Source organism: Streptomyces sp. MBT65 (assembly GCF_016612545.1).
In the GTDB taxonomy this organism is placed as follows: Bacteria; Actinomycetota; Actinomycetes; order Streptomycetales; family Streptomycetaceae; genus Streptomyces.
Genome location: NZ_JAENRY010000058.1, coordinates 1 through 20,742, shown reverse-complemented (window position 1 = coordinate 20,742; position 20,742 = coordinate 1). Strand labels below are relative to the sequence as shown.

21 protein-coding genes, 2 pseudogenes and 1 riboswitch are annotated in these 20,742 nt (G+C 71.2%); of the genes and pseudogenes, 11 read left to right on the top strand and 12 right to left on the bottom strand.

Annotated features, from left to right (window positions below; translation table 11 throughout):
• The first annotated feature begins 3 nt into the window (after positions 1 to 3).
• The 3 genes from JHN63_RS15555 to JHN63_RS15545 all read left to right on the top strand — a co-directional run bounded on the left by JHN63_RS15555 (position 4) and on the right by JHN63_RS15545 (position 3,187).
• Positions 4 to 633 (top strand): TetR/AcrR family transcriptional regulator, encoded by a 630-nt coding sequence (locus JHN63_RS15555; protein ID WP_200681671.1) that lies wholly within the window; start codon positions 4 to 6, stop codon positions 631 to 633.
• A 382-nt stretch (positions 634 to 1,015) separates the two neighbouring features.
• Positions 1,016 to 1,642, top strand: a complete 627-nt coding sequence (locus JHN63_RS15550; protein ID WP_200681670.1) for a DUF4126 domain-containing protein — start codon at positions 1,016 to 1,018, stop codon at positions 1,640 to 1,642.
• A gap of 45 nt (positions 1,643 to 1,687) precedes the next feature.
• Complete coding sequence (locus tag JHN63_RS15545; protein ID WP_200681669.1) at positions 1,688 to 3,187, top strand: NAD(P)/FAD-dependent oxidoreductase; 1,500 nt, start codon at positions 1,688 to 1,690, stop codon at positions 3,185 to 3,187.
• Positions 3,188 to 3,190: 3 nt separating this feature from the next.
• Here the strand turns inward: JHN63_RS15545 and JHN63_RS15540 are convergent, their stop codons facing one another.
• The 6 genes from JHN63_RS15540 to JHN63_RS15515 form a co-directional block, all read right to left on the bottom strand.
• Positions 3,191 to 4,168, bottom strand: coding sequence for a hypothetical protein (locus tag JHN63_RS15540; protein ID WP_200681668.1), 978 nt, complete (start codon positions 4,166 to 4,168; stop codon positions 3,191 to 3,193).
• 56 nt (positions 4,169 to 4,224) lie between these two features.
• Positions 4,225 to 5,148, bottom strand: a complete 924-nt coding sequence (metF, locus tag JHN63_RS15535) for a methylenetetrahydrofolate reductase [NAD(P)H] (protein ID WP_200681667.1) — start codon at positions 5,146 to 5,148, stop codon at positions 4,225 to 4,227.
• 154 nt (positions 5,149 to 5,302) lie between these two features.
• The gene (gene thiE / locus JHN63_RS15530; RefSeq protein WP_200681666.1) at positions 5,303 to 5,965 is read right to left on the bottom strand and encodes a thiamine phosphate synthase; all 663 of its coding nucleotides are present in this window, start codon (positions 5,963 to 5,965) and stop codon (positions 5,303 to 5,305) included.
• Positions 5,966 to 6,056: 91 nt separating this feature from the next.
• A complete protein-coding gene (locus JHN63_RS15525; RefSeq protein WP_043675439.1) occupies positions 6,057 to 6,428 on the bottom strand; it encodes an Rv2175c family DNA-binding protein in 372 nt (123 codons plus the stop codon).
• A 64-nt stretch (positions 6,429 to 6,492) separates the two neighbouring features.
• Positions 6,493 to 7,722 carry an NAD(P)/FAD-dependent oxidoreductase gene (locus JHN63_RS15520; RefSeq protein WP_200681665.1) on the bottom strand — a complete coding sequence of 410 codons (1,230 nt, stop codon included), beginning with the start codon at positions 7,720 to 7,722 and terminating at the stop codon, positions 6,493 to 6,495.
• A gap of 32 nt (positions 7,723 to 7,754) precedes the next feature.
• The gene (locus JHN63_RS15515; RefSeq protein ID WP_200681664.1) at positions 7,755 to 8,105 is read right to left on the bottom strand and encodes a hypothetical protein; all 351 of its coding nucleotides are present in this window, start codon (positions 8,103 to 8,105) and stop codon (positions 7,755 to 7,757) included.
• 227 nt (positions 8,106 to 8,332) lie between these two features.
• Positions 8,333 to 8,444: riboswitch (TPP riboswitch) on the top strand.
• On the opposite strand from JHN63_RS15515, the gene thiO reads away from it, so the two are divergent.
• The 5 genes from thiO to JHN63_RS15490 all read left to right on the top strand — a co-directional run bounded on the left by thiO (position 8,442) and on the right by JHN63_RS15490 (position 13,549).
• A complete protein-coding gene (thiO, locus tag JHN63_RS15510) occupies positions 8,442 to 9,596 on the top strand; it encodes a glycine oxidase ThiO (RefSeq protein WP_200681663.1) in 1,155 nt (384 codons plus the stop codon). (Overlaps the previous riboswitch by 3 nt.)
• Complete coding sequence (gene thiS / locus JHN63_RS15505) at positions 9,593 to 9,793, top strand: sulfur carrier protein ThiS (RefSeq protein WP_200681662.1); 201 nt, start codon at positions 9,593 to 9,595, stop codon at positions 9,791 to 9,793. Before thiO ends, thiS begins: the two co-directional genes overlap by 4 nt.
• 3 nt (positions 9,794 to 9,796) lie before the next feature.
• On the top strand, positions 9,797 to 10,591 hold the full coding sequence (locus JHN63_RS15500) for a thiazole synthase (protein ID WP_200681661.1): 795 nt from the start codon (positions 9,797 to 9,799) through the stop codon (positions 10,589 to 10,591).
• A gap of 104 nt (positions 10,592 to 10,695) precedes the next feature.
• A complete protein-coding gene (gene pknB / locus JHN63_RS15495) occupies positions 10,696 to 12,633 on the top strand; it encodes a Stk1 family PASTA domain-containing Ser/Thr kinase (protein WP_200681660.1) in 1,938 nt (645 codons plus the stop codon).
• Between the two features lie 34 nt (positions 12,634 to 12,667).
• Positions 12,668 to 13,549 (top strand): deoxyribonuclease IV, encoded by an 882-nt coding sequence (locus tag JHN63_RS15490; protein WP_200681659.1) that lies wholly within the window; start codon positions 12,668 to 12,670, stop codon positions 13,547 to 13,549.
• A gap of 29 nt (positions 13,550 to 13,578) precedes the next feature.
• On the opposite strand, the gene JHN63_RS15485 is transcribed toward JHN63_RS15490, so the two are convergent.
• On the bottom strand, positions 13,579 to 14,193 hold the full coding sequence (locus JHN63_RS15485) for a sulfite oxidase-like oxidoreductase (protein ID WP_200681658.1): 615 nt from the start codon (positions 14,191 to 14,193) through the stop codon (positions 13,579 to 13,581).
• A 158-nt stretch (positions 14,194 to 14,351) separates the two neighbouring features.
• Between JHN63_RS15485 and bfr the strand changes: the two genes are divergently transcribed.
• On the top strand, positions 14,352 to 14,828 hold the full coding sequence (gene bfr, locus JHN63_RS15480; RefSeq protein ID WP_019062355.1) for a bacterioferritin: 477 nt from the start codon (positions 14,352 to 14,354) through the stop codon (positions 14,826 to 14,828).
• A 9-nt stretch (positions 14,829 to 14,837) separates the two neighbouring features.
• Here bfr and JHN63_RS15475 read toward each other — a convergent pair whose 3' ends face one another.
• Together JHN63_RS15475 and JHN63_RS15470 are read right to left on the bottom strand one after the other, a co-directional pair.
• On the bottom strand, positions 14,838 to 15,080 hold the full coding sequence (locus JHN63_RS15475; protein ID WP_200681657.1) for a bacterioferritin-associated ferredoxin: 243 nt from the start codon (positions 15,078 to 15,080) through the stop codon (positions 14,838 to 14,840).
• Between the two features lie 135 nt (positions 15,081 to 15,215).
• Entirely contained in the window at positions 15,216 to 16,568 is a 1,353-nt protein-coding gene (locus tag JHN63_RS15470) for a class II 3-deoxy-7-phosphoheptulonate synthase (protein WP_200681656.1), read from the bottom strand.
• A gap of 63 nt (positions 16,569 to 16,631) precedes the next feature.
• Between JHN63_RS15470 and JHN63_RS54675 the strand changes: the two genes are divergently transcribed.
• Positions 16,632 to 16,721 (top strand): trp operon leader peptide, encoded by a 90-nt coding sequence (locus JHN63_RS54675; RefSeq protein WP_200681655.1) that lies wholly within the window; start codon positions 16,632 to 16,634, stop codon positions 16,719 to 16,721.
• A gap of 96 nt (positions 16,722 to 16,817) precedes the next feature.
• Positions 16,818 to 18,680, top strand: coding sequence for an anthranilate synthase family protein (locus JHN63_RS15460; RefSeq protein WP_200681654.1), 1,863 nt, complete (start codon positions 16,818 to 16,820; stop codon positions 18,678 to 18,680).
• Between the two features lie 119 nt (positions 18,681 to 18,799).
• Here the strand turns inward: JHN63_RS15460 and JHN63_RS15455 are convergent, their stop codons facing one another.
• From JHN63_RS15455 to JHN63_RS15445, 3 genes and pseudogenes are all read right to left on the bottom strand, one after another.
• The gene (locus JHN63_RS15455) at positions 18,800 to 19,828 is read right to left on the bottom strand and encodes a 6-phosphofructokinase (RefSeq protein ID WP_200681653.1); all 1,029 of its coding nucleotides are present in this window, start codon (positions 19,826 to 19,828) and stop codon (positions 18,800 to 18,802) included.
• A 144-nt stretch (positions 19,829 to 19,972) separates the two neighbouring features.
• Positions 19,973 to 20,567, bottom strand: a pseudogene (locus JHN63_RS15450) (response regulator).
• Positions 20,564 to 20,742 (bottom strand): annotated as a pseudogene (locus JHN63_RS15445) (sensor histidine kinase); the annotation flags it as partial. The pseudogenes JHN63_RS15445 and JHN63_RS15450, both read right to left, overlap by 4 nt.

Sequence of the window (20,742 nt, the reverse complement as noted above, 5' to 3'; positions counted from 1 at the left end):
CCCATGGAAAGCAGCAACACCCCGTCGGGCGGTAGCACGCGCCGCGAGGCCACCCGGCAGAAGCTCTACGAGGCAGCCGTCACGCTCATCGCCGAACAGGGCTTCTCGGCCACCACGGTGGACGAGATCGCCGAGCGTGCCGGGGTCGCGAAGGGCACCGTCTACTACAACTTCGCCAGCAAGTCCGTCCTCTTCGAGGAGCTGCTGCGGCACGGCGTGGGCCTCCTCACCGCCTCGCTGAGGGAGGCCGCCGAGCAGACCGCGCGGGACGGCGGCAGCAAGGTGGACGCCCTGGACGCGATGATCCGCGCGGGCCTCGGCTTCATCGCCCGCTACCCGTCCTTCACCCAGCTCTACGTGGCCGAGCTGTGGCGCACCAACCGCTCCTGGCAGCCCACGCTCATGGTGGTGCGGCAGCAGGTGAACGCGGCCATCGAGGACGTGCTGCACGCGGGCGTGGCGAACGGCGAGTTCAGCCCCGAGATCGATGTCCGGCTGACCGCGGCCGCGCTGGTCGGGATGGTCCTGGTGGCCGCCCTGGACTGGCAGTCGTTCCAGCCGGAGCGCTCCCTGGACGACGTCCACTCGGCGCTGTCCCGGCTCCTCCAGGGGCGGGTCAGCGGGGACCGCTGAAAGCGGCACACAAGAAGAGCGCACACAGAAGCGCCGGTCCGTTGTGGCCGCGTCCCCCGCGGGCCACCCCGAACCGGCGCCTCCTTGTGCTTCCCCCCTACGTTCCCCCTGTCGGAACCCCCGTCGGTCAGTCCCCCTGGGCTCCCCCGTGCCTCGCTCCCGCCGAGAATCCGGCGGAAGGAGCGGCCAAGGGCGCGGGCCCCGTTCCGCCGCCCCGTGTCGGCGGTACCGGAGCCGCGCCCCTTTCCGTGTCTCCACTCTCTCGTTCGCGCAGGTCGCACCCCATCCGCGCGGGTACTCATCTCACTCCCTAGGTACGGATACTCAGCCGTACGCACTCAGGCCCAGGACGCCCCGTTGCCGAGTGGTTACTATCGCCTCCGTGTCCGTACTCCCCCTGGTCTTCACCAGCGGCTGGGCCAGCGGCATCAACGCCTACGCGGTGGTGCTCCTGCTCGGCGTCTTCGGAGCGACCGGGGTGAGCGACGCCGTCCCCGAGACGCTGCAACGCCCTGAGGTCCTCGTCACAGCGGCCGTCCTGTTCGTGTGCGAGGCGATCGCCGACAAGATCCCCTACGTCGACTCCGTGTGGGACTCCGTGCACACGGTGATCCGGCCGGCCGCCGGGGCCTGGGTCGGCGCGGTGCTCGCGGGTCACAGCGGTTCGCTGAACGACGTGGCGGCGGGACTGATCGGCGGTTCGTCGGCGCTGGCCAGCCATACCGTCAAGGCCGGGACGCGGATGGCGATCAACACCTCGCCCGAGCCGTTCAGCAACGTGATCATGAGCTTCGCGGAGGATCTCGGGGTCGGCGGGATCGTCTCGTTCGCGATGTTCCATCCCGAGGCGGCGGCGATCATCGCGGCCGTGCTGCTGGTGGCCGGACTCACCGTCCTGTTCTTCCTGATCTCGCGGATCCGGCGCTTCCTGCGCCGCCGGGCCCAGCGCCGGGAGGAGAAACGGCTGGCCGCGCAGGTGGGAGGGCCACCGGACCGGCCCCCGTGGTGACGGCCCGTGACGTCACTGTCAGTGGCGGCCGATAAAGTCGCGGGCATGGCACGGATTGCGGTGATCGGCGCCGGCATGGGCGCGATGGCGGCCGCTGCCCGGCTGGCCGTCGCGGGCCACCGGGTGGCGGTGTACGAGCGTACGGAGACGTACGGCGGTGCGGTGCGCCGCTTCGAGCGGGACGGGTTCGTCTTCGACACCGGCCCCGGACTGCTGCCCGTGCCCGCGGTGTACCGCGACCTGTTCGTCAAGACCGGCAAGGAGCCGCTGGAGGACCTGGTCGAGCTGGTCCAGGTCGACCCGTCCGCCCGGCACGTCTTCGCGGACGGCACGGCGGTGTCGTTGCCGAACGCCTCCCGCGCGGGTGTCGTCACGGCCCTGGACGAGGCACTGGGCGGCGGCGCGGGGCAGCGCTGGGGCGACTTCCTGATCCGGGCCCGCGAGGCCTGGGACCGCACCCGCAGGCCCCTCCTGGAGGAGCCCCTCTGGACCGACTGGCCGGTGCTGGCCGGGCAGGAGCCCTATCCGGCGGTCCCGCACAAGAAACTGCTGCGCACGCGAAGGGCGAGCACCCTCGCCGAGATCGGCACCTGGGAGCTGCGCGACGAACGCCTGACGGCCCTCCTGGAGAGCCACGCGCTCGCGTACGGCCTCGAACCCCGGACCGCTCCGGCGAGCGCGGCCGTGCTGCCGTACATGGAGCACGCCTTCGGCACCTGGTATGTGCGGGGCGGCATGCGGGAGTTGGCGCGCGCGGTGTACGAGCGGTGTCTGGCGAGACGGGTCGAGTTCGTCTTCGGCGCCGAGGTCACCCGGGTCCTGGAGAAGGACGGGCGGGCGGCGGGGGTCGAGCTGAGCGACGGGACCGTGGTCGACGCGGACCAGGTCGTCGCCGACGTGGACCCGGGGCGGCTGCGGGCCCTGACGGACCGTCCACTGGACGAGGACGGCGATGTGCGGACCGATCCGGACGCGCCCCGGCCGGTGCGACTCACGCTCCTGCTGGCGCTGCGCGGCCCGCGCGAGGCCGGTGCCGTCCACCGGACGGTGGTCCACGCGCCGGACCGCGAGGCCGAGTTGGACTTCCTGGTCTCCCCCGGCGGCGACGAGCCCCGCTGTCCCACGGTGACCGTGCTGCGCCCGGACGACCCCGCGCTGCGGCCGGACGGCGAGCACGAGTCGGCGGTGGTGTCCGCCGTGCTGTCGGGCGAGGCCGGCTGGGAGGACGAGAGCACGGTCCGGCGGTACACGGACTTCCTCCTCGAAGCCGCCGGACGGGCCGTACCGGCGCTGCGGGAGCGCCTGTTGTGGCACGAGGTGCGCGCACCCGGGGACACGGAAACAGGGGCCGACTCCGTACCGGCCCCCTCGCTCGCGGCGGGCCGGGGCCGTTTCCTGCACCCGGCGAACACCACCCGGCTGCCCGGGCTCTACCGGGTCGGCGGCTGGTCGCACCCCGGTGGCGGGCTTCCGCACGCCGGTATGTCGGGGGCGCTGGTCGCCGGACTGATCGTGGAGGGGCCGCAGTTCAGAGGGTCTCAGTAGGCTTCAGAAACGGTACTGCTCGTCGTAGCCGGTGTTCTGCTGCGGCTGCTGCTGGCCGTTCTGGGCGTTGCCGTCGTACGGGTACTGCTGCTCCGGCGGGACCTCGCCGTAGGTCTCGTCGTTGCGCTGCTGCGGGACCCACACCCCGCCGGCCGGGGTCTCGCCGCCGTAGCCGGTGTTGCCGTACTGGTCCTGGGTGTAGCCCTGCTGGGGGTACTGCTGCTGGCCGTCGTAGCCCGTGTCGTAGCCGGTGCCGCCGTAGGTCTGGGTGCCGATGTACGGGTCGGAGTAAGCCGCGTACTGCTGCTGGCCGGTCGCGTCGTAGCCGTACTGCTGCTGGTCGTAGCCCGCGTAGTTGGCGTCGTAGCCGTAGGACTGGTCCTGGGTCTGGCCGGCGGCCGCTGCCGCGTACGCCTGGTCCGTACCCGCGTAGTTCGGGTCGGCGGCGTTCGCGAAGGCGGCGGGGCTGTAGACGCCGTAGGAACCGGTGTCGTCCGGGAGGGGCTGCGGCTCGTAGACCGAGGTGGACTCGGCGGCCGTGGGGGCGAGGGGGCGGTTCGGGGTGAACACGTCGTCGCGGTCGAAGTCGTCGTCCTGGCCGAAGGCCGGCTTGTTCTGGCCGTACTCCGGGAAGCCGGTCTCCGCGCCTTCGAGGCCGGAGGCGTCCAGGTTCGGGTCCTGCTCGTCCGGCTCGCCGCGGCGGCGCTTGGTGCCGCCCGCGCCCGGCCGGCCGGAGACCGCCCAGCCGGCTTCGAAGCCGCGGCGGAACGACAGCGTGACGTAGGTCTGGCCGACGGCGAAGGCCACCGCGCCCAGGCCGATCACGACGACGGAGGGGATCAGCACCCCGAGCACGACGCCCAGGAAGCCGACGAAGGCGAGCAGCCGCCAGCGCAGCCGTGCCTTGTACTGCAGCAACACCTCACCGAGCAACCACAGTGCGACGATGCCGAACGCGATGTAGAGGACCGTCCAGCCCATGTACGCCCCTCTCCCAGTGGCCGCTACGCAGTGTGTCGTATGTCCGGGCGGCCGGTCTAGGCCTGCGGTGGGTGGTGCAGGCCCAGGTTCTCGTAGATTTCCAGCGTCGCCGTGGAGTTGTTCAGCGTGATGAAGTGCAGTCCTGGCACTCCCTCGGCCAGCAGCCGGGCGCAGAACTCCGTGGCGAAGTCGATTCCGATCGAGCGTACAGCGGCCGGATCGTCTTTGGCTGTGAGGATTCGCTCTTTCAGAGCGGCCGGGATGTCGGCGTTGCTGAGCTGCGGCAACCGCTCCAGCATCCGCACGCTGGTCACCGGCATGACCTCGGGGATGACCGGGGTCGCGCAGCCCGCCGCCTCGACGCGGTCGCGCAACCGCAGGTACGACTCGGGTTCGAAGAACATTTGCGTGATCGCGTAGTCGGCGCCGGCCCGGCACTTGTCGACGAAGTGCGCGACGTCCGTGTCCCAGTCCGGGGAGCGCGGGTGCATCTCCGGGAAGGCGGCGACGCCGACGCAGAAATCGCCCGACTCCTTGATGAGCCGGACCAGTTCGGCCGCGTACGTCAGCCCCTGGGGGTGCGCCACCCAGTCGGCCATGGGGTCGCCGGGCGGGTCGCCGCGCACGGCGAGGATGTTGCGGATCCCGGCGTCGGCGTACTGGCCGATGATGTTGCGCAGTTCGGCGACGGAGTGGTCGACCGCGGTGAGGTGGGCGACCGGGGTGAGCGTGGTGTCGGCGACGATCTGCTCGGTCTCCCGGACGGTGCCCGCGCGGGTGGAGCCACCGGCGCCGTAGGTCACGGAGACGAAGTCGGGGGCGACCGCCTCGACCCTCCGCAACGCGCTCCACAGGTTCCGCTCGCCCTTCGGGGTTTTCGGCGCGGAGAACTCGAACGAGTAGGTCCCCTTGCCGGTCGCGAGCATGTCACGCACGGTGCGTGCGCGATCAGTCCTGGTGGATGCGGTTCCGAAGGCCATACCCGCAGGTTAGTCAGGGCGTGGCGGCGACCCAACCGGAACGGGGAATTTGCCTGTTTTGTCGCCCTCTTGTCCACCCATCGGACAGCAGGGCCCCGGCCGTACGACGGTCAGCCTCCAGTTGTACGACCGTCAAGCTCCGGCCGTACGCCCCTCAGGCCTGCCGCAGCCGCTTCGCGAACTCCGCCGCCGCCGCGCCCGGGTCGTCGGCCTCCGTGATCGCCCGTACGACCACGACCCGGCGGGCGCCCGCTTCGAGCACCTCGTCGACGTTGCCGAGGTCGATGCCGCCGATGGCGAACCAGGGGCGGTCGGTGCCCAGGGCGGCCGTGTACCGGACGAGGTCGAGACCGGGGGCATGGCGGCCGGGCTTGGTCGGGGTGGGCCAGCAGGGGCCCGTGCAGAAGTAGTCCACGCCCTCCTGGACGGCGGCCGCGGCGGCCTCCCGCTCGGCGTGCGTGGAGCGGCCGATCAGGATGTCGTCGCCGAGGATCGCGCGGGCGGCGGGCACCGGGAGGTCGCCCTGGCCCAGGTGCAGTACGTCGGCGCCGGCGGCGTGGGCCACGTCCGCACGGTCGTTGACCGCGAGGAGTCTGCCGTGCCGGGCGCAGGCGTCGGCGAACACCCGGAGGTGCTCCAGTTCCTCGGCGGCCTCCATGCCCTTGTCGCGCAACTGCACGATGTCGACCCCGCCGGCCAGGACCGCGTCCAGGAACTCCGCGAGGTCGCCCTGGCGTCTGCGGGCGTCCGTGCAGAGGTAGACCCGGGCGTCGGCGAGTTCCGCGCGGGCGGCGGCGGCCGCGGTGGTGTCGGGCATGCAGGTGTCCCCCGTCGTCATGGCGTGGTGGTGCCGCGCACGGGCCGCGGACGAACGTCGCCGCGGCCCGTGCACCGGTCGGTCGTGCGGGTCAGACGGCGAGCGCCTGGGCGCGGCGCTTCACCTCCGTGCCGCGATTCTCGCTCAGGGCCTGCGCGGGGGTGCCGGGCAGGCTGGGGTCGGGGGTGAAGAGCCATTCGAGCATCTCTTCGTCGGAGAAGCCGTCGTCCCGCAGGAGCGTCAGGGTCCCCGTGAGGCCCTTGACGACCTTCTGCTCGGCCCCGTCGATGAAGGCGGCGGGGACGTGCAGCGCGCGGTTCTCACCACGGCGTACGGCGATGACTTGGCCGTCCTTGACCAGCTGCCGCACGCGGGTCACCTCGACATCGAGCATCTCTGCGATGTCGGGCAGCGTGAGCCAGGCGGGGACGAGAGCATCGATCTTTGCGTCAATCTCGGTCACGTAAACAGCGTGCCATCCCGGACTGACAGTCGGAAGTCGGGCCGGTCCGACCCGGGGGGACGAACTAGGCGATAGCCGCCTTCATCGGCAGAGAAGGGTCCGCGAGCAGTACGGGATCCATCGGGGTCGCCGACTCGATCAGGCGGCGGCCCTGGGCCAGGTCACGGGGGCGGCCGACCGCCAGGAGGGCCACCAGACGGTCCCCGCGCAGCCAGCAGACGCTCCACGCCGGGGTGGCCGGGTCACCGCGCCACAGGGTGGTGTCGGCGGACGCGTGATGACCGGCGTACTGGACGAAACGGCCGAACTGCTCCGACCAGAAGTACGGCACCGGGTCGTACACCGCCGGGGTCTCCCCGACGATGTTCGCGGCGACCGTGCGCGGGCCCTGGAGGGCGTTGTCCCAGTGGTGGACCAATAGGCGCTCGCCATACCTTCCCGAAGGGAAGGAGGCGCAGTCGCCGACGGCGTACACGTCCGGCACCGAGGTGCGCAGGTGGTCGTCGGCGAGGACCTCGCGGTGCGCGCCCAGTTCGATGCCGGAGCCCGTCAGCCAGGCGGTGGCGGGGCGGGCGCCGATGCCGACCACGACGGCGCCCGCGGGCAGCCGGGTGCCGTCGTCGAGGACCACCTCGCCGGGTTCGACGTGCGCCACGCGTGCGTGGGTGCGCAGCGTGGCTCCGGCGGCGGCGTACCAGGCGGCCATCGGCGCGGCCACCTCGGCGGGCAGCGCGCCCGCGAACGGCCGGTCCGCGGCCTCCACGACGGTCACCGCGCAGCCCGCCTCGCGCGCGGCCGTGGCGAACTCGGCGCCGATCCAGCCCGCACCGACGACCACGATGTCGTGCTGCCGGGCGAGCACCGGCCGCAGCCGTTCGGCGTCGTCCAGGGTGCGCAGCAGATGCACCCCGGGGATGCCGTCGGCGCCCGGCAGCCGGATCGGTTCGGCACCGGTCGCGAGGACGAGGACGTCGTAGGGCACCGGGCCCTCGGCGGTGTCCAGTTCGTGGTCGGCGGGGCGCACGCCCACCACCTCGCGCCCGAGCCGCACGTCGATGCCGAGCGCCTCGAAGTCGACGTCGAAGGCGGAGCCCTCGGCCTTGCCGAGCAGGACGGCCTTGGACAGCGGGGGCCGGTCGTAGGGCTGATGGGGTTCCGCGCCGATCAGCGTGACGGTGCCGGTGAAGCCCTGTTCGCGCAGGGCCACCGCGGTCTGCACCCCGGCCATGCCCGCGCCCACGACGACCACGCGCCGTCCCGTCCCCGCGCCCTGTCCCCGTGTCTGCTCGCTCATCCGATCACCATAGACACCTGACAAAACGTCAGTCAGGGGGCGCGGTCAGTGACCTGTTCCACAACACTCGTCCCGCTGCCCGCCCGGGACTCCCACTCCCAGGTCTCCTCCAGGCGCACCCGGCCGTCGGGCAACTCGACCACTTCGGACACGCAGTGCCCACAGGACGTCGTCCCGTCGGTCTTCAACTGCACGTACCGGAAGTCGAGTCGGTCCCCCGCGCGCGTGCCGACGAGACGCCCCCGTAGAACGTCGCCGCCCTCGTACTCGGCCCAGATCTCGCCGTCCCGCTCGTGGTACGCGAACCGGGTGCGGGTGCCGACCTGCCCCGGCGCCTGGTCCGCGACCGGGGCGAGGACGAGACCGTCGAGCGAGCGGGCCATGGACGGAGGCTCCCTTACTGGGGCATGGGGTACGGGCCAGGCCCTGTCGTCAAATTCCCGTCGTCGCCCGAAGGGCGGCCGGGCGGCGTCAGGTGCGTGCTCTCGGCGTGCCGGGCGCAGACCCTCGTACTGGTTGTACGCGGGTCCGCGCCCGGTGCGGCGAGAGTGCGTGCATGGCGTCGCCCGGCAGACGGGAATTTGACGACAGGGCCTAGGGTGGCCAACGTACAAGCACTCGCGGGAGTCCGGACGCACCGGGCTGAGAGGGAGGCTGGCGGCCTCCGACCGTACGAACCTGATCCGGGTCATGCCGGCGAAGGGAGGGGCTGGACGCCCATGCCTACACGTACGTCAGACGTCCTCGTCGTCGGGGGCGGGATCATCGGCCTGGTCACGGCCTGGCGCGCGGCCCAGCGCGGGTTCGCGACGGCCGTCGTGGACCCCGAGCCGGGCGGCGGGGCCGCCCAGGTGGCCGCCGGCATGCTGGCCGCCGTCACGGAACTGCACCACGGCGAACAGACCCTGCTCGCCCTCAACCTCGCCTCGGCGCGCCGCTATCCGGACTTCGCGGCCGAGCTGACCGACCTCACCGGCCTGGACCTCGGCTACCGCCGCTGCGGCACGCTCGCCGTCGCCCTGGACGCCGACGACCGCGCCCATCTGCGCGAACTGCACGCCCTGCAACACCAGTCGGGGCTGGAGTCCGAGTGGCTGTCCGGGCGCGAGTGCCGGCGCCTGGAGCCGATGCTCGCGCCGGGGGTGCGCGGGGGGCTGCGGGTCGACGGGGACCACCAGGTCGACCCACGGCGGCTGGCACGCGCGCTGGTGGCCGCCTGCGAGCGCGCCGGGGTCGCCTTCCACCGGACGTGGGCCGAGCGGCTCACGGTCGGGCAGGACCGCGCCACGGGGGTCGTCACGCGCGAGGGGGAAGCGCTGGGCGCGGACCAGGTGGTGCTCGCGGGCGGCAGCCTCAGCGGGCGGCTGGCCGGGGTCCCCGACGACGTCCTGCCGCCCGTACGGCCCGTCAAGGGGCAGGTGTTGCGGCTGACCGTGCCGGAGCGCCACGCGCCCTTCCTGAGCCGGACCGTGCGGGCCGTGGTGCGCGGCAGCCACGTCTATCTCGTGCCGCGCGAGAACGGCGAGCTGGTCGTCGGCGCGACCAGCGAGGAACTGGGCTGGGACACCACGGTGACCGCCGGCGGGGTCTACGAACTGCTGCGCGACGCCCATGAGTTGGTGCCCGGGATCACCGAACTGCCGCTCACCGAGACCCGGGCCGGGCTGCGCCCCGGGTCCCCCGACAACGCGCCGCTGCTCGGCCCGACCGCACTGCCGGGACTGCTGCTGGCCACCGGGCACTACCGCAACGGCGTGCTGCTCACGCCGGTCACCGGTGACGCCCTGGCGCACGCGCTGGCCACCGGTGAACTCCCGGACGAGGCACGCCCGTTCACCCCGAAGCGATTCGCTCTCACGGAGTTGCCCGCATGAACGTCTCCGTCAACGGGGAGCCCCGGGTGATCGATCCCGGCACGGCCCTCGACACCCTCGTGCGGACCATGGCCCCGTCGCCCTCCGGTGTGGCCGCCGCCCTCAACGAAACCGTCGTCCCGCGCGCGGAGTGGCCCTCGACCTCCCTCTCCGAGGGAGACCGCGTCGAGGTCCTCACCGCCGTCCAAGGAGGCTGACCCATGGCCGACGACCCGTTCGTCCTTGGTGGTACGTCCTTCACGTCCCGGTTGATCATGGGCACCGGAGGCGCTCCCAGCCTCGACGTCCTGGAACGCGCCCTGGTGGCCTCCGGTACGGAGCTGACGACGGTCGCGATGCGGCGCGTGAACGCCTCCGTGCACGGTTCGGTGCTGTCCGTCCTGGAGCGGCTCGGTATCCGGGTGCTGCCCAACACCGCGGGCTGCTTCACGGCCGGCGAGGCCGTGCTCACGGCCCGGCTGGCGCGGGAGGCGCTCGGGACGGCACTGGTCAAACTTGAAGTGATCGCGGACGAGCGCACCTTGCTCCCCGATCCCATCGAGCTGCTCGACGCCGCCGAAACCCTGGTCGACGACGGGTTCACGGTGCTGCCGTACACGAACGACGATCCCGTGCTGGCGCGGAAGCTGGAGGACGTCGGGTGTGCGGCGATCATGCCGCTGGGGTCGCCGATCGGGTCCGGGCTCGGGATCCGCAATCCGCACAACTTCCAGTTGATCGTGGAGCACGCGCGTGTGCCGGTGATTCTGGACGCGGGGGCCGGTACCGCGTCCGACGCGGCGTTCGCGATGGAGCTCGGGTGTGCGGGGGTGATGCTCGCGTCGGCGGTGACCCGGGCGCGGGAACCGGTGCTGATGGCCTCCGGCATGCGGGCGGCCGTGGAGGCGGGTCGGTTGGCGTACCGGGCGGGGCGTATCCCACGTCGGTATTTCGCCGAGGCGTCCTCTCCCACAGCGGGATTGGCACGGTTGGACCCGGAACGCCCGGCCTTCTGAGCACCCGCTCCTCAGCGTGCGATGCGTCACAGGTCCGCTGCAGTAAAGCCCCGAAACTGACCGAAAAGGCGGTGCTGTCAGCCTCGGCTCGTACACTCACCTGCGTGGATACGACCCTTCATGACCCTCTCGTCGGGCAAGTGCTCGACGGCCGCTATCGCGTCGACGCGCGGATCGCCGTCGGCGGGATGGCCACGGTCTACCGGGCCGTGGACACCCGCCTGGACCGGGTTCTCGCGCTCAAGGTGATGCACCCGACGCTGGCGGCCGACGCCCATTTCGTGGACCGGTTCATCCGCGAGGCCAAGTCCGTGGCGCGCCTCGCGCATCCGAACGTGGTGCAGGTCTTCGACCAGGGCGCCGACCGGTCGTACGTCTATCTGGCGATGGAGTACGTCGCCGGCTGCACCCTGCGGGACGTGCTGCGCGAGCGCGGGGCGCTCCAGCCGCGGGCCGCGCTGGACATCCTGGAGCCGGTGCTGGCCGCGCTGGGCGCCGCGCACCGGGCCGGGTTCGTGCACCGGGACATGAAGCCGGAGAACGTGCTCATAGGGGACGACGGCCGGGTCAAGGTCGCCGACTTCGGTCTGGTCAGGTCCGTGGACACGCACACCAGCACCACGGGGGCCGTGCTCGGCACGGTGTCGTATCTCGCGCCGGAGCAGATCGAGGGCAGCACCGCCGACCCCCGGGTCGACGTCTACGCGTGCGGTGTCGTCCTCTACGAGATGCTCACCGGCCAGAAGCCGCACGACGGGGACTCCGCCGCGATCGTGCTCTACAAGCATCTGCACGAGGACGTCCCGCCGCCCTCGGCACTCGTGCCGGGGCTGGCGTACGAGCTGGACGAGCTGGTCGCCACGGCCACCGCGCGCACCCCCGACCTGCGGCCCTACGACGCGGTCGGGCTGTTCGGGATGGTCCGCGAGGCGCGGGCCGGACTGAGCGACGAGCAGTTGGACGCCGTGCCGCCGCAGGCGCTGACCTCGGAGCATCCCAACGCGGAGAACCGTACGAGTGTGATCCCGCGCTCGCTCACGGTGCCGCGTCCGCTGCCGGTCAACGAGGACGACGGGCCCGGTGACCCGTTCAACCGGACCAGCCGGTTCGAGAGCGGGCCGCCGCTGCCGCCGCCCCGGCGGCGCGAGGCGCGGCGGCCCCGGCGCGGGCTGCTGGCGGTGCTCGCCGCGCTGCTGCTGATCATCGGGGTCGGGGCGGGCGTCTGGTACATCAACTCGGGCCAGTTCACCAAGGTCCCGCCGCTGCTGGCGAAGACCGAGGCCCAGGCGAAGGAGCGGCTGGCGGACGCCGGTCTCGACGTCAAGAAGGTCGACCACGCCTACAGCGACACCGTGAGGCGCGGCACGGTCATCAGCACCGACCCGGTGTCCGGCGCCCGTATCCGGAACAACGACTCCGTGGCCCTGACCATCTCGGACGGCCCGGAGACCGTGAAGGTCCCCGACGTGACGGGCCTCGCCCTGGGCAGGGCGCAGGCCCTGCTCAAGGCGGACGGGCTGGCGGCCGGCATGGTCACCAAGGAGTTCAGCGACGACGTCCCCAAGGGCTCCGTGATCAGCACGGACCCCGAGGCGGGCACCGAGCGCCACTCGGGCTCCGCGATAGCCCTGACCGTCAGCAAGGGCAGCGCGGTCGACGTGCCCGACGTCACCGGTGAGGACCTGGACGACGCGAAGGCCGACCTCCAGGAGGTCGGTCTCAAGGTGACGGTGTCGGCCACCGAGGTCACCTCTGAGTACGACGCGGGCCAGGTCGCCCAGCAGACCCCGGCCGGCGACAGCCAGGCCGCCGAGGGCGACACGGTGACGCTCACGGTGTCCAAGGGCCCGGAGCTGGTCGAGGTCCCGAGCGTGGTCGGCGCGAGCGTCGACGACGCGACGAAACTCCTGGAGCAGTCCGGCTTCAAGGTCAAGGAGGACCGCGGTCTGCTCGGCCTGTTCGGCGACACCGTGAAGAGCCAGTCCGTGGACGCGGGCGAGCAGGCCCCCAAGGGATCGACGATCACGATCCAGATCCGGTGACGGGGGCGGCACGCGCGCGTGACACCCTGGACGGGTGAGCAGCGAGCCCCTCTCCCCCGTTTCCCGCAACCCCGTCGGCGGCCATGTCCCGGTGGCCGGCGGTCTGCACTCCGTGGGCCTGTCCTACGCCCGTGAGCTGGCCGCCGAGACCGTACAGGTCTTCGTCGCCAACCCGCGCGGCTGGGCCACACCGGTCGGGAACCCGCGCCAGGACGAGGAGTTCCGCGCGGTCTGCGAGGCCGAGTCGATCCCGGCGTACGTGCACGCCCCGTACCTGATCAACTTCGGCTCGCACACCGAGGCCACCGTGGAGAAGTCCGTGGAGTCGCTACGGCACTCACTGCGGCGGGGACGCGAGATCGGCGCGCTCGGTGTGGTCGTGCACACCGGGAGCGCGACGGGCGGGCGGGAGCGGGCCGTGGCGCTGGCCCAGGTGCGGGAGCGACTGCTGCCGCTGCTGGACGAGTTGACGCACGACGACGATCCGTTCCTGCTCCTGGAGTCGACGGCCGGTCAGGGTTCGTCCCTGTGCTCGCGGACCTGGGACTTCGGGCCGTACTTCGAGGCGCTGGACGCCCATCCGAAGCTGGGCGTGTGCCTGGACACGTGTCACATCTTCGCCGCCGGGCACGATCTGACCGGCCCGAGCGGTATGCACCAGACCCTCGACCTGCTGGTGGACACGGTCGGCGAGGGACGGCTGAAACTGATCCATGCCAACGACTCCAAGGACGTCGTCGGCGCCCACAAGGACCGCCACGAGAACATCGGCTCCGGCCATATCGGCGAGGATCCGTTCCGCGCGCTGATGACCCACCCGGCGACCGCGGGCGTACCCCTGATCATCGAGACGCCCGGCGGCAAGGAGGGGCACGCGGCGGACGTGGAGCGGCTGAAGAAGCTCAGGGACGCGTAGCCCCGAAGGGCTCGCGACGCCGCGGGGGCCTACAGCTCGGGACCCTCGCCGGGCCCCTCCTGGTACGAGTACCGCTGCTCCCGCCAGGGATCACCGACGTTGTGGTACCCGCGTTCCTCCCAGAACCCGCGCCGGTCGGCCGTCATGTACTCGACGCCCCGGACCCACTTCGGGCCCTTCCAGGCGTACAAGTGGGGGACGACCAGGCGGAGCGGGAAGCCGTGCTCCGCGGTGAGGAGTTCGCCGTCCTTGTGGGTGGCGAAAATCGTGCTCTCGGCGGCGAAGTCGGCGAGGCGGAGGTTGGCGCTGAAGCCGTACTCGGCCCAGACCATGACATGGGTGACGGCGGGTGACGGCGGGGCCGTCTCCAGGATCGTGCGGGCGGGGATGCCGCCCCATTCGGCGCCGAGCATGCTGAACTTCGTGACGCAGTGCAGATCGGCCACGACCGAGTCGTAGGGCAGAGCCGTGAACTCGTCGTGGTTCCAGCAGTGCTTGTCGCCGTCGGCGGTGGCGCCGAAGACCCTGAACTCCCAGCGCTCGGGGCGGAACTTGGGTACCGGGCCGTAGTGCGTGACCGGCCAGCCGCGCTGAAGTCGCTGGCCGGGCGGCAGCTCGGACTGTTCGACCCCTCTCTGACCCATGGCTCCATCCTGACAGACGGGGGGCGGTGCACATGACCGGCTCTGGGCGGATTCGGGCAACTCCTACTAAGCATGCACTTACTGGACGACGTCTTCGCGCCGGTGCAATCATGCGGCGCAACCCGCCAGTCCCCCCGTTTCTGGAAGGAGCCTCTGCGATGCAGGGCGACCCCGAGGTCCTTGAGTTCCTGAACGAGCAGCTCACCGGTGAGCTGACCGCGATCAACCAGTACTGGCTGCACTACCGCATCCAGGACAACAACGGCTGGACCAAGCTCGCCAAGTACACGCGTGAAGAGTCCATCGACGAGATGAAGCACGCGGACAAGATCACCGAGCGCATCCTGATGCTCGACGGTCTGCCGAACTACCAGCGGCTCTTCCACGTCCGGGTCGGCCAGACGGTCACCGAGATGTTCCAGGCGGACCGACAGGTGGAGGTCGAGGCGATCGACCGCCTCAAGCGCGGGATCGAGGTGATGCGCACGAAGGGCGACATCACGTCCGCGAACATCTTCGAGGACATCCTCGAGGACGAGGAGCACCACATCGACTACCTGGACACCCAGCTCCAGCTGATCGAGCAGCTCGGCGAGGCGCTGTACATCGCGCAGCAGATCGAGCAGCCCAGCTAGGGTCTGCCCCTAAGCGGCCTCGTCCAGCTCGGCCAATTCGGCCAGTTCGGCGAAGACCGGCGCGCCCTCTTCCGCGAGATCGCGGCGCGGGCAGCTGCCGCGGCCGAGGATCGCCTGGATCCGGCGGACGCACGAACCGCAGTCGGTACCGGCCTTGCAGGCGGAGGCGATCTGGCGGGGCGTGCAGGCACCCCCACCCGCGTGCTCCTGGACCTGCGCCTCGGTCACCTGGAAGCAGCTGCAGACGTACACGCGGATTCACCTCCCGCCGGAACTTGATAAGGCCAACCTAACCTTACCCGGCGCGCAGGATCTGTAAAAGTGCCGTGGGGCGGGGATCGTATGTGATCCCCGCCCCACGGCACACTGCTGTAACAGGTGAAACGGTTACTGGTCCCTGTACATCTCGGCGACCAGGAAGGCCAGGTCAAGGGACTGGCTGCGGTTGAGGCGCGGGTCGCAGGCCGTCTCGTAGCGCTGGTGCAGATCGTCGACGAAGATCTCGTCGCCGCCGCCCACGCACTCGGTGACATCGTCACCGGTGAGCTCGACGTGGATGCCGCCCGGGTGGGTGCCGAGGCCCTTGTGGACCTCGAAGAAGCCCTTCACCTCGTCGAGCACGTCGTCGAAGCGGCGGGTCTTGTGACCGGAGGCCGCCTCGTACGTGTTGCCGTGCATCGGGTCGGTGATCCAGGCGACGGTCGCGCCGGAGGCGGTGACCTTCTCGACCAGCTCGGGCAGCTTGTCGCGGACCTTGTCCGCGCCCATCCGCACGATGAAGGTGAGCCGGCCCGGCTCGCGGTCCGGGTCGAGGCGCTCGATGTACTGGAGCGCGTCCTCGGCGGTGGTCGTCGGGCCGAGCTTGATGCCGATCGGGTTGCGGATCTGGGAGGCGAACTCGATGTGCGCGCCGTCCAGTTGACGGGTGCGCTCGCCGATCCACACCATGTGCCCGGAGACGTCGTAGAGCCGGCCGGTGCGCGAGTCGACGCGGGTCAGGGCCGACTCGTAGTCCAGCAGCAGCGCCTCGTGCGAGGAGTAGAACTCGACGGTCTTGAACTCCTCCGGGTCCGTCCCGCAGGCCCGCATGAAGTTCAGCGCGCTGTCGATCTCGCGCGCGAGCTGCTCGTAGCGCTGGCCGGACGGGGACGACTTCACGAAGTCCTGGTTCCAGGCGTGCACCTGGCGCAGGTCGGCGTAGCCGCCGGTGGTGAAGGCGCGGACCAGGTTGAGCGTGGAGGCGGACGCGTTGTACATCCGCTTCAGGCGCTCGGGGTCCGGGATGCGGGACTTCTCGTCGAAGGCGAAGCCGTTGACCGAGTCGCCTCGGTACGTCGGCAGCGTCACGCCGTCACGGGTCTCGGTGCCCTTCGAGCGCGGCTTGGAGTACTGGCCGGCGATGCGGCCGACCTTCACGACCGGCACCGAGGCGGCGTACGTCAGCACGGCGCCCATCTGGAGCAGGGTCTTGAGCTTGTTGCGGATGTGGTCGGCGGACACCGCGTCGAAGGCCTCGGCGCAGTCGCCGCCCTGGAGCAGGAACGCCTCTCCCTTGGCGACGGCCGCCAACCGGGCGCGCAGCTGGTCGCACTCGCCCGCGAAGACGAGCGGCGGATACGACTCGAGCTCCGCGATCACTGCGCGCAGAGCCTCGGTGTCGGGGTACTCGGGCTGCTGCGCCGCGGGCAGGTCTCGCCAGGTGTTGCCAGCGCTGGCGCTGGTCTTAGCGTTCACGGTCACGTCCTCAACATTACGGGGTCGTGTCGAGTCGTTTTCCCACGGCTCGACAGGTGAGACGCCCCAATGCTCACCTGTGCGTGGGGTAAGGTGCCTCGCATGTTCGCGCACACGATCCAGAACTGGTGGTGGACCGCTCATCCGGCGGCCCACTGACTGCGCGTACTCCCAGTACTCCGCGAAGGCCGCCCGAGGGGCGGCCTTCGGTGTGTCCGGGGTCCGTTCCTCCCAGTGAGAAGGAACCAAGGACCCATGCATCTGGACCACCTGCTCCGCGATCCCCGCCCGTTCGCCCTGCTGCGCCGGCGCACCCCGGGCCACGACCACGAGGTGATCGAGGTCATGATCGGCCCGGTCGTCTCCTACGACCGCCTCGCCGACCTCCCCGACGAGGGCCTGGCGCTGATCCCCTTCCGCCAGATCCGCGAGCGCGGCTTCGACGTCCGCGACGACGGCACGCCGTTGTCCTTCCTCACCCCCGAGGAGTCGTACGGGATCCCGCTCGCCGACGCCCTGGAGCAGCTGCCCGCGCACGACGTCCGGGTCGAGGGCGGTGGCTTCGACGTCGACGACGAGGCGTACGGCGAGATCGTCGGGCGGGTGCTGCGGGAGGAGATCGGGCGCGGCGAGGGCGCCAACTTCGTCATCCGGCGGACGTACGAGGGCGAGATCCCGGGGTACGGCAGGGCCGAGGCGCTGGCGTTGTTCCGGCGGCTGCTGGTGGGTGAGCGGGGTGCGTACTGGACGTTCGTCGTGCACACGGGTGAGCGCACGCTCGTGGGCGCGAGTCCCGAGGTGCACGTCCGGATGTCCGGCGGGACGGTCGTCATGAACCCGATCAGCGGGACGTACCGCTATCCGGCCGAAGGGCCCACGCCCGAGCACCTGTTGGACTTCCTCGCCGACGGCAAGGAGATCGAGGAGCTGTCGATGGTCGTCGACGAGGAGCTCAAGATGATGTGCACGGTCGGCGACATGGGCGGGGTCGTGGTCGGGCCCCGGCTGAAGGAGATGGCCCATCTCGCGCACACGGAGTACGAGTTGCGCGGCCGGTCCTCGCTGGATGTGCGTGAGGTCCTGAAGGAGACGATGTTCGCGGCGACCGTCACCGGCTCGCCCGTGCAGAACGCCTGCCGGGTCATCGAGCGGCACGAGGTCGGCGGGCGCGGCTACTACGCGGGCGCCCTCGCCCTGCTCGGCCGCGACTCCGGCGGCGCGCAGACCCTCGACTCCCCCATCCTCATCCGCACCGCCGACATCGACCCGGCCGGCCGGCTGCGGGTGCCGGTCGGCGCGACCCTCGTCCGTGGCTCCGACCCGGCGGGCGAGGTCGCGGAGACCCACGCGAAGGCGGCGGGAGTGCTGGCGGCCCTGGGCGTACGACCGTCCCGGCCGCGCGAGGAGAGCACGCGCCCCCGGCTGGCCGACGACCCCCGGGTGCGGGCCGCGCTGGACGGTCGCCGCACCTCTCTCGCCCCCTTCTGGCTGCGGATGCAGGAGCGGTCCGAGGAGCTGGGCGGGCACGCGCTGGTCGTCGACGGGGAGGACACCTTCACGGCGATGCTCGCGCACGTCCTGCGGTCGAGCGGGCTCGAGGTGACCGTCCGGCGCTACGACGAGGAGGGGCTGCGGGAGGCGGTGCTCGCGCACGAGGGGCCCGTGGTGCTGGGCCCCGGACCGGGTGACCCCTCCGACACGGCCGACCCGAAGATGCGGTTCCTGCGGGCGCTGACCGCCGAGGTCCTCCGGGCGAACCGGCACGGTGTCCTCGGCGTGTGCCTCGGGCACGAGTTGATCGCGGCGGAGCTGGGCCTGGACATCGTACGGAAGGAGGTTCCGTACCAAGGGGCGCAGACGGTGATCGAGTTGTTCGGGCGGGAGGAGACCGTCGGTTTCTACAACAGCTTCGTGGCGCGGTGTGACGACGAGGCGGCCGCCGAACTGCTCGCGCACGGTGTGGAGTTGAGCCGGAGCGGGTCGGACGAGGTGCATGCGCTGCGGGGGCCGGGGTTCGCCGGGGTGCAGTTCCACCCGGAGTCCGTGCTGACGCTCAACGGGGCGGCGGTCGTACGGGAGTTGGTGGGGCAGTTGCGCGGCACGAGCACGTTCTCGTAGGCGGACGCGCCGTCCAGGGGCTGCGCCCCCGGACCCCCGCTTCGGCCCTGAAGGGGCCTCGTCCTCAAACGCCGGACGGGCTGATGATGACCGTCCGGCGTCGGGAACGTGGCCGGGGTTCAGCCGAAGAACACCCCGACCTCCTCGTACAACTTCGGGTCGACCGTCTTGAGTTGGGCCGTGGCCTCCGCGATCGGTACGCGGACGATGTCCGTGCCGCGCAGGGCGACCATCTTGCCGAAGTCGCCGTCGCGGACGGCCTCGATGGCGTGCAGGCCGAAGCGGGTGGCGAGCCAGCGGTCGAAGGCGCTGGGGGTGCCGCCGCGCTGGATGTGGCCGAGGACGGTGGTGCGGGCCTCCTTGCCGGTGCGCTTCTCGATCTCCTTGGCCAGCCACTCGCCGACGCCGGACAGCCGGACGTGCCCGAAGGAGTCGAGGGTCCCGTCCTTCAGCACGACCTCGCCGTCCTTGGGCATGGCCCCCTCCGCGACGACCACGATCGGGGCGTACGACGCCTTGAAGCGGGACGTGATCCAGCCGCACACCTGGTCGACGTCGAAGCGCTGCTCGGGGATGAGGATGACGTTGGCGCCGCCGGCCAGGCCGGAGTGGATGGCGATCCAGCCGGCGTGCCGGCCCATGACCTCGCAGACCAGGACCCGCATGTGCGACTCGGCGGTGGTGTGCAGCCGGTCGATGGCCTCGGTGGCGATGCCCACGGCGGTGTCGAAGCCGAAGGTGTAGTCGGTGGCGGACAGGTCGTTGTCGATGGTCTTCGGTACGCCGACGCACGGCACGCCGTACTCGTCCGAGAGCCGCGCGGCCACCCCGAGGGTGTCCTCGCCGCCGATCACGATGAGCGCGTCGACCTCCTGCGCGGCGAGGTTGGCCTTGATCCGGCCGATGCCGTTCTCCAGCTTCAGCGGGTTGGTGCGGGAGGAGCCGAGGATGGTGCCGCCGCGGGGCAGGATGCCGCGCACGGCGGGGATGTCGAGACGGACGGTGTCACCTTCGAGCGGACCTCGCCAGCCGTCCCGGTAGCCGACGAAGTCGTAGCCGAACTCCTGGACGCCCTTGCGGACGATGCCCCGGATGACGGCGTTGAGTCCGGGGCAGTCGCCGCCTCCGGTCAGTACTCCGACGCGCATGGAAAATTCCCTTCGCCGCAGTTTCCTGTGACAGCCACGCTAATGGTGATCCAGGTCACAGAGGGATGGGCGGGAAGGTCAATTCCGATGCGAGTTCCGTGATCAATTCCGTTGAATTGTCGGGGAGTTGATCTACCGGTCCGGCTACGCGTCGTCCAGGCCGCGCTCGATCGCGTACCGCACCAGCTCCACCCGGTTGTGCAACTGGAGCTTGCCCAGGGTGTTCTGGACGTGGTTCTGGACCGTGCGGTGCGAGATGACCAGGCGTTCGGCGATCTGCTTGTAGCTCAGGCCCTTGGCGACCAGGCGCAGTACTTCGGTTTCCCTGTCGGTGAGTTGGGGCGCCTTGGGCTCGTCGCTGCCCGACGCGGGTGCCGGGTCGGAGGCCAGCCGCCGGTNCCGTGGAAGCCGACTTGAGCAGATAGCCGGTCGCGCCGGACTTCACCGCCTCCAGTACGTCGGCGTGCTCACCGCTCGCGGAGAGGACCAGGACGCGCAACGCCGGGTTGGCGCCCACCAGTTCCTTGCAGACCTGGACCCCGGGCAGCGCCGGCAGGTTCAGGTCGAGGACGAGGACGTCGGGGGCGGCGGCCCGCGCCCGGCGTACCGCCTGCTCGCCGTCCCCGGCGGTGGCGACCACGTCGAAACCGGCCTCGGCCAGGTCGCGGGCGACGGCGTCGCGCCACATCGGGTGGTCGTCGACCACCATGACCCTGATCGGGCTCCGCTGCTCACTCATCGTGTCCCCGCCTTCCCCCGTGCCTTCGGTACCTTCAGTTCGACTTCCGTGCCCTGCCCGGGAATCGAGACCAGCTCCGCGCTGCCCCCGAGGTCCCGCAGCCGCCCCCGGATCGACAGGGCGACCCCGAGCCGCCCCTCCCCCTCGGCCTGCGCGAGCCGCCCCTCGGGGATAC

Coding starts and splice junctions, on each gene's coding strand:
- JHN63_RS15555 (WP_200681671.1), top strand. CDS start 4: ATGGAAAGCAGCAACACCCCGTCGGGCGGTAGCACGCGCCGCGAGGCC.
- JHN63_RS15545 (WP_200681669.1), top strand. CDS start 1,688: ATGGCACGGATTGCGGTGATCGGCGCCGGCATGGGCGCGATGGCGGCC.
- JHN63_RS15540 (WP_200681668.1), bottom strand. CDS start 4,168: ATGGGCTGGACGGTCCTCTACATCGCGTTCGGCATCGTCGCACTGTGG.
- metF (WP_200681667.1), bottom strand. CDS start 5,148: ATGGCCTTCGGAACCGCATCCACCAGGACTGATCGCGCACGCACCGTG.
- thiE (WP_200681666.1), bottom strand. CDS start 5,965: ATGCCCGACACCACCGCGGCCGCCGCCGCCCGCGCGGAACTCGCCGAC.
- JHN63_RS15520 (WP_200681665.1), bottom strand. CDS start 7,722: ATGAGCGAGCAGACACGGGGACAGGGCGCGGGGACGGGACGGCGCGTG.
- JHN63_RS15515 (WP_200681664.1), bottom strand. CDS start 8,105: ATGGCCCGCTCGCTCGACGGTCTCGTCCTCGCCCCGGTCGCGGACCAG.
- thiO (WP_200681663.1), top strand. CDS start 8,442: ATGCCTACACGTACGTCAGACGTCCTCGTCGTCGGGGGCGGGATCATC.
- thiS (WP_200681662.1), top strand. CDS start 9,593: ATGAACGTCTCCGTCAACGGGGAGCCCCGGGTGATCGATCCCGGCACG.
- JHN63_RS15500 (WP_200681661.1), top strand. CDS start 9,797: ATGGCCGACGACCCGTTCGTCCTTGGTGGTACGTCCTTCACGTCCCGG.
- JHN63_RS15485 (WP_200681658.1), bottom strand. CDS start 14,193: ATGGGTCAGAGAGGGGTCGAACAGTCCGAGCTGCCGCCCGGCCAGCGA.
- bfr (WP_019062355.1), top strand. CDS start 14,352: ATGCAGGGCGACCCCGAGGTCCTTGAGTTCCTGAACGAGCAGCTCACC.
- JHN63_RS54675 (WP_200681655.1), top strand. CDS start 16,632: ATGCTCACCTGTGCGTGGGGTAAGGTGCCTCGCATGTTCGCGCACACG.
- JHN63_RS15460 (WP_200681654.1), top strand. CDS start 16,818: ATGCATCTGGACCACCTGCTCCGCGATCCCCGCCCGTTCGCCCTGCTG.
- JHN63_RS15455 (WP_200681653.1), bottom strand. CDS start 19,828: ATGCGCGTCGGAGTACTGACCGGAGGCGGCGACTGCCCCGGACTCAAC.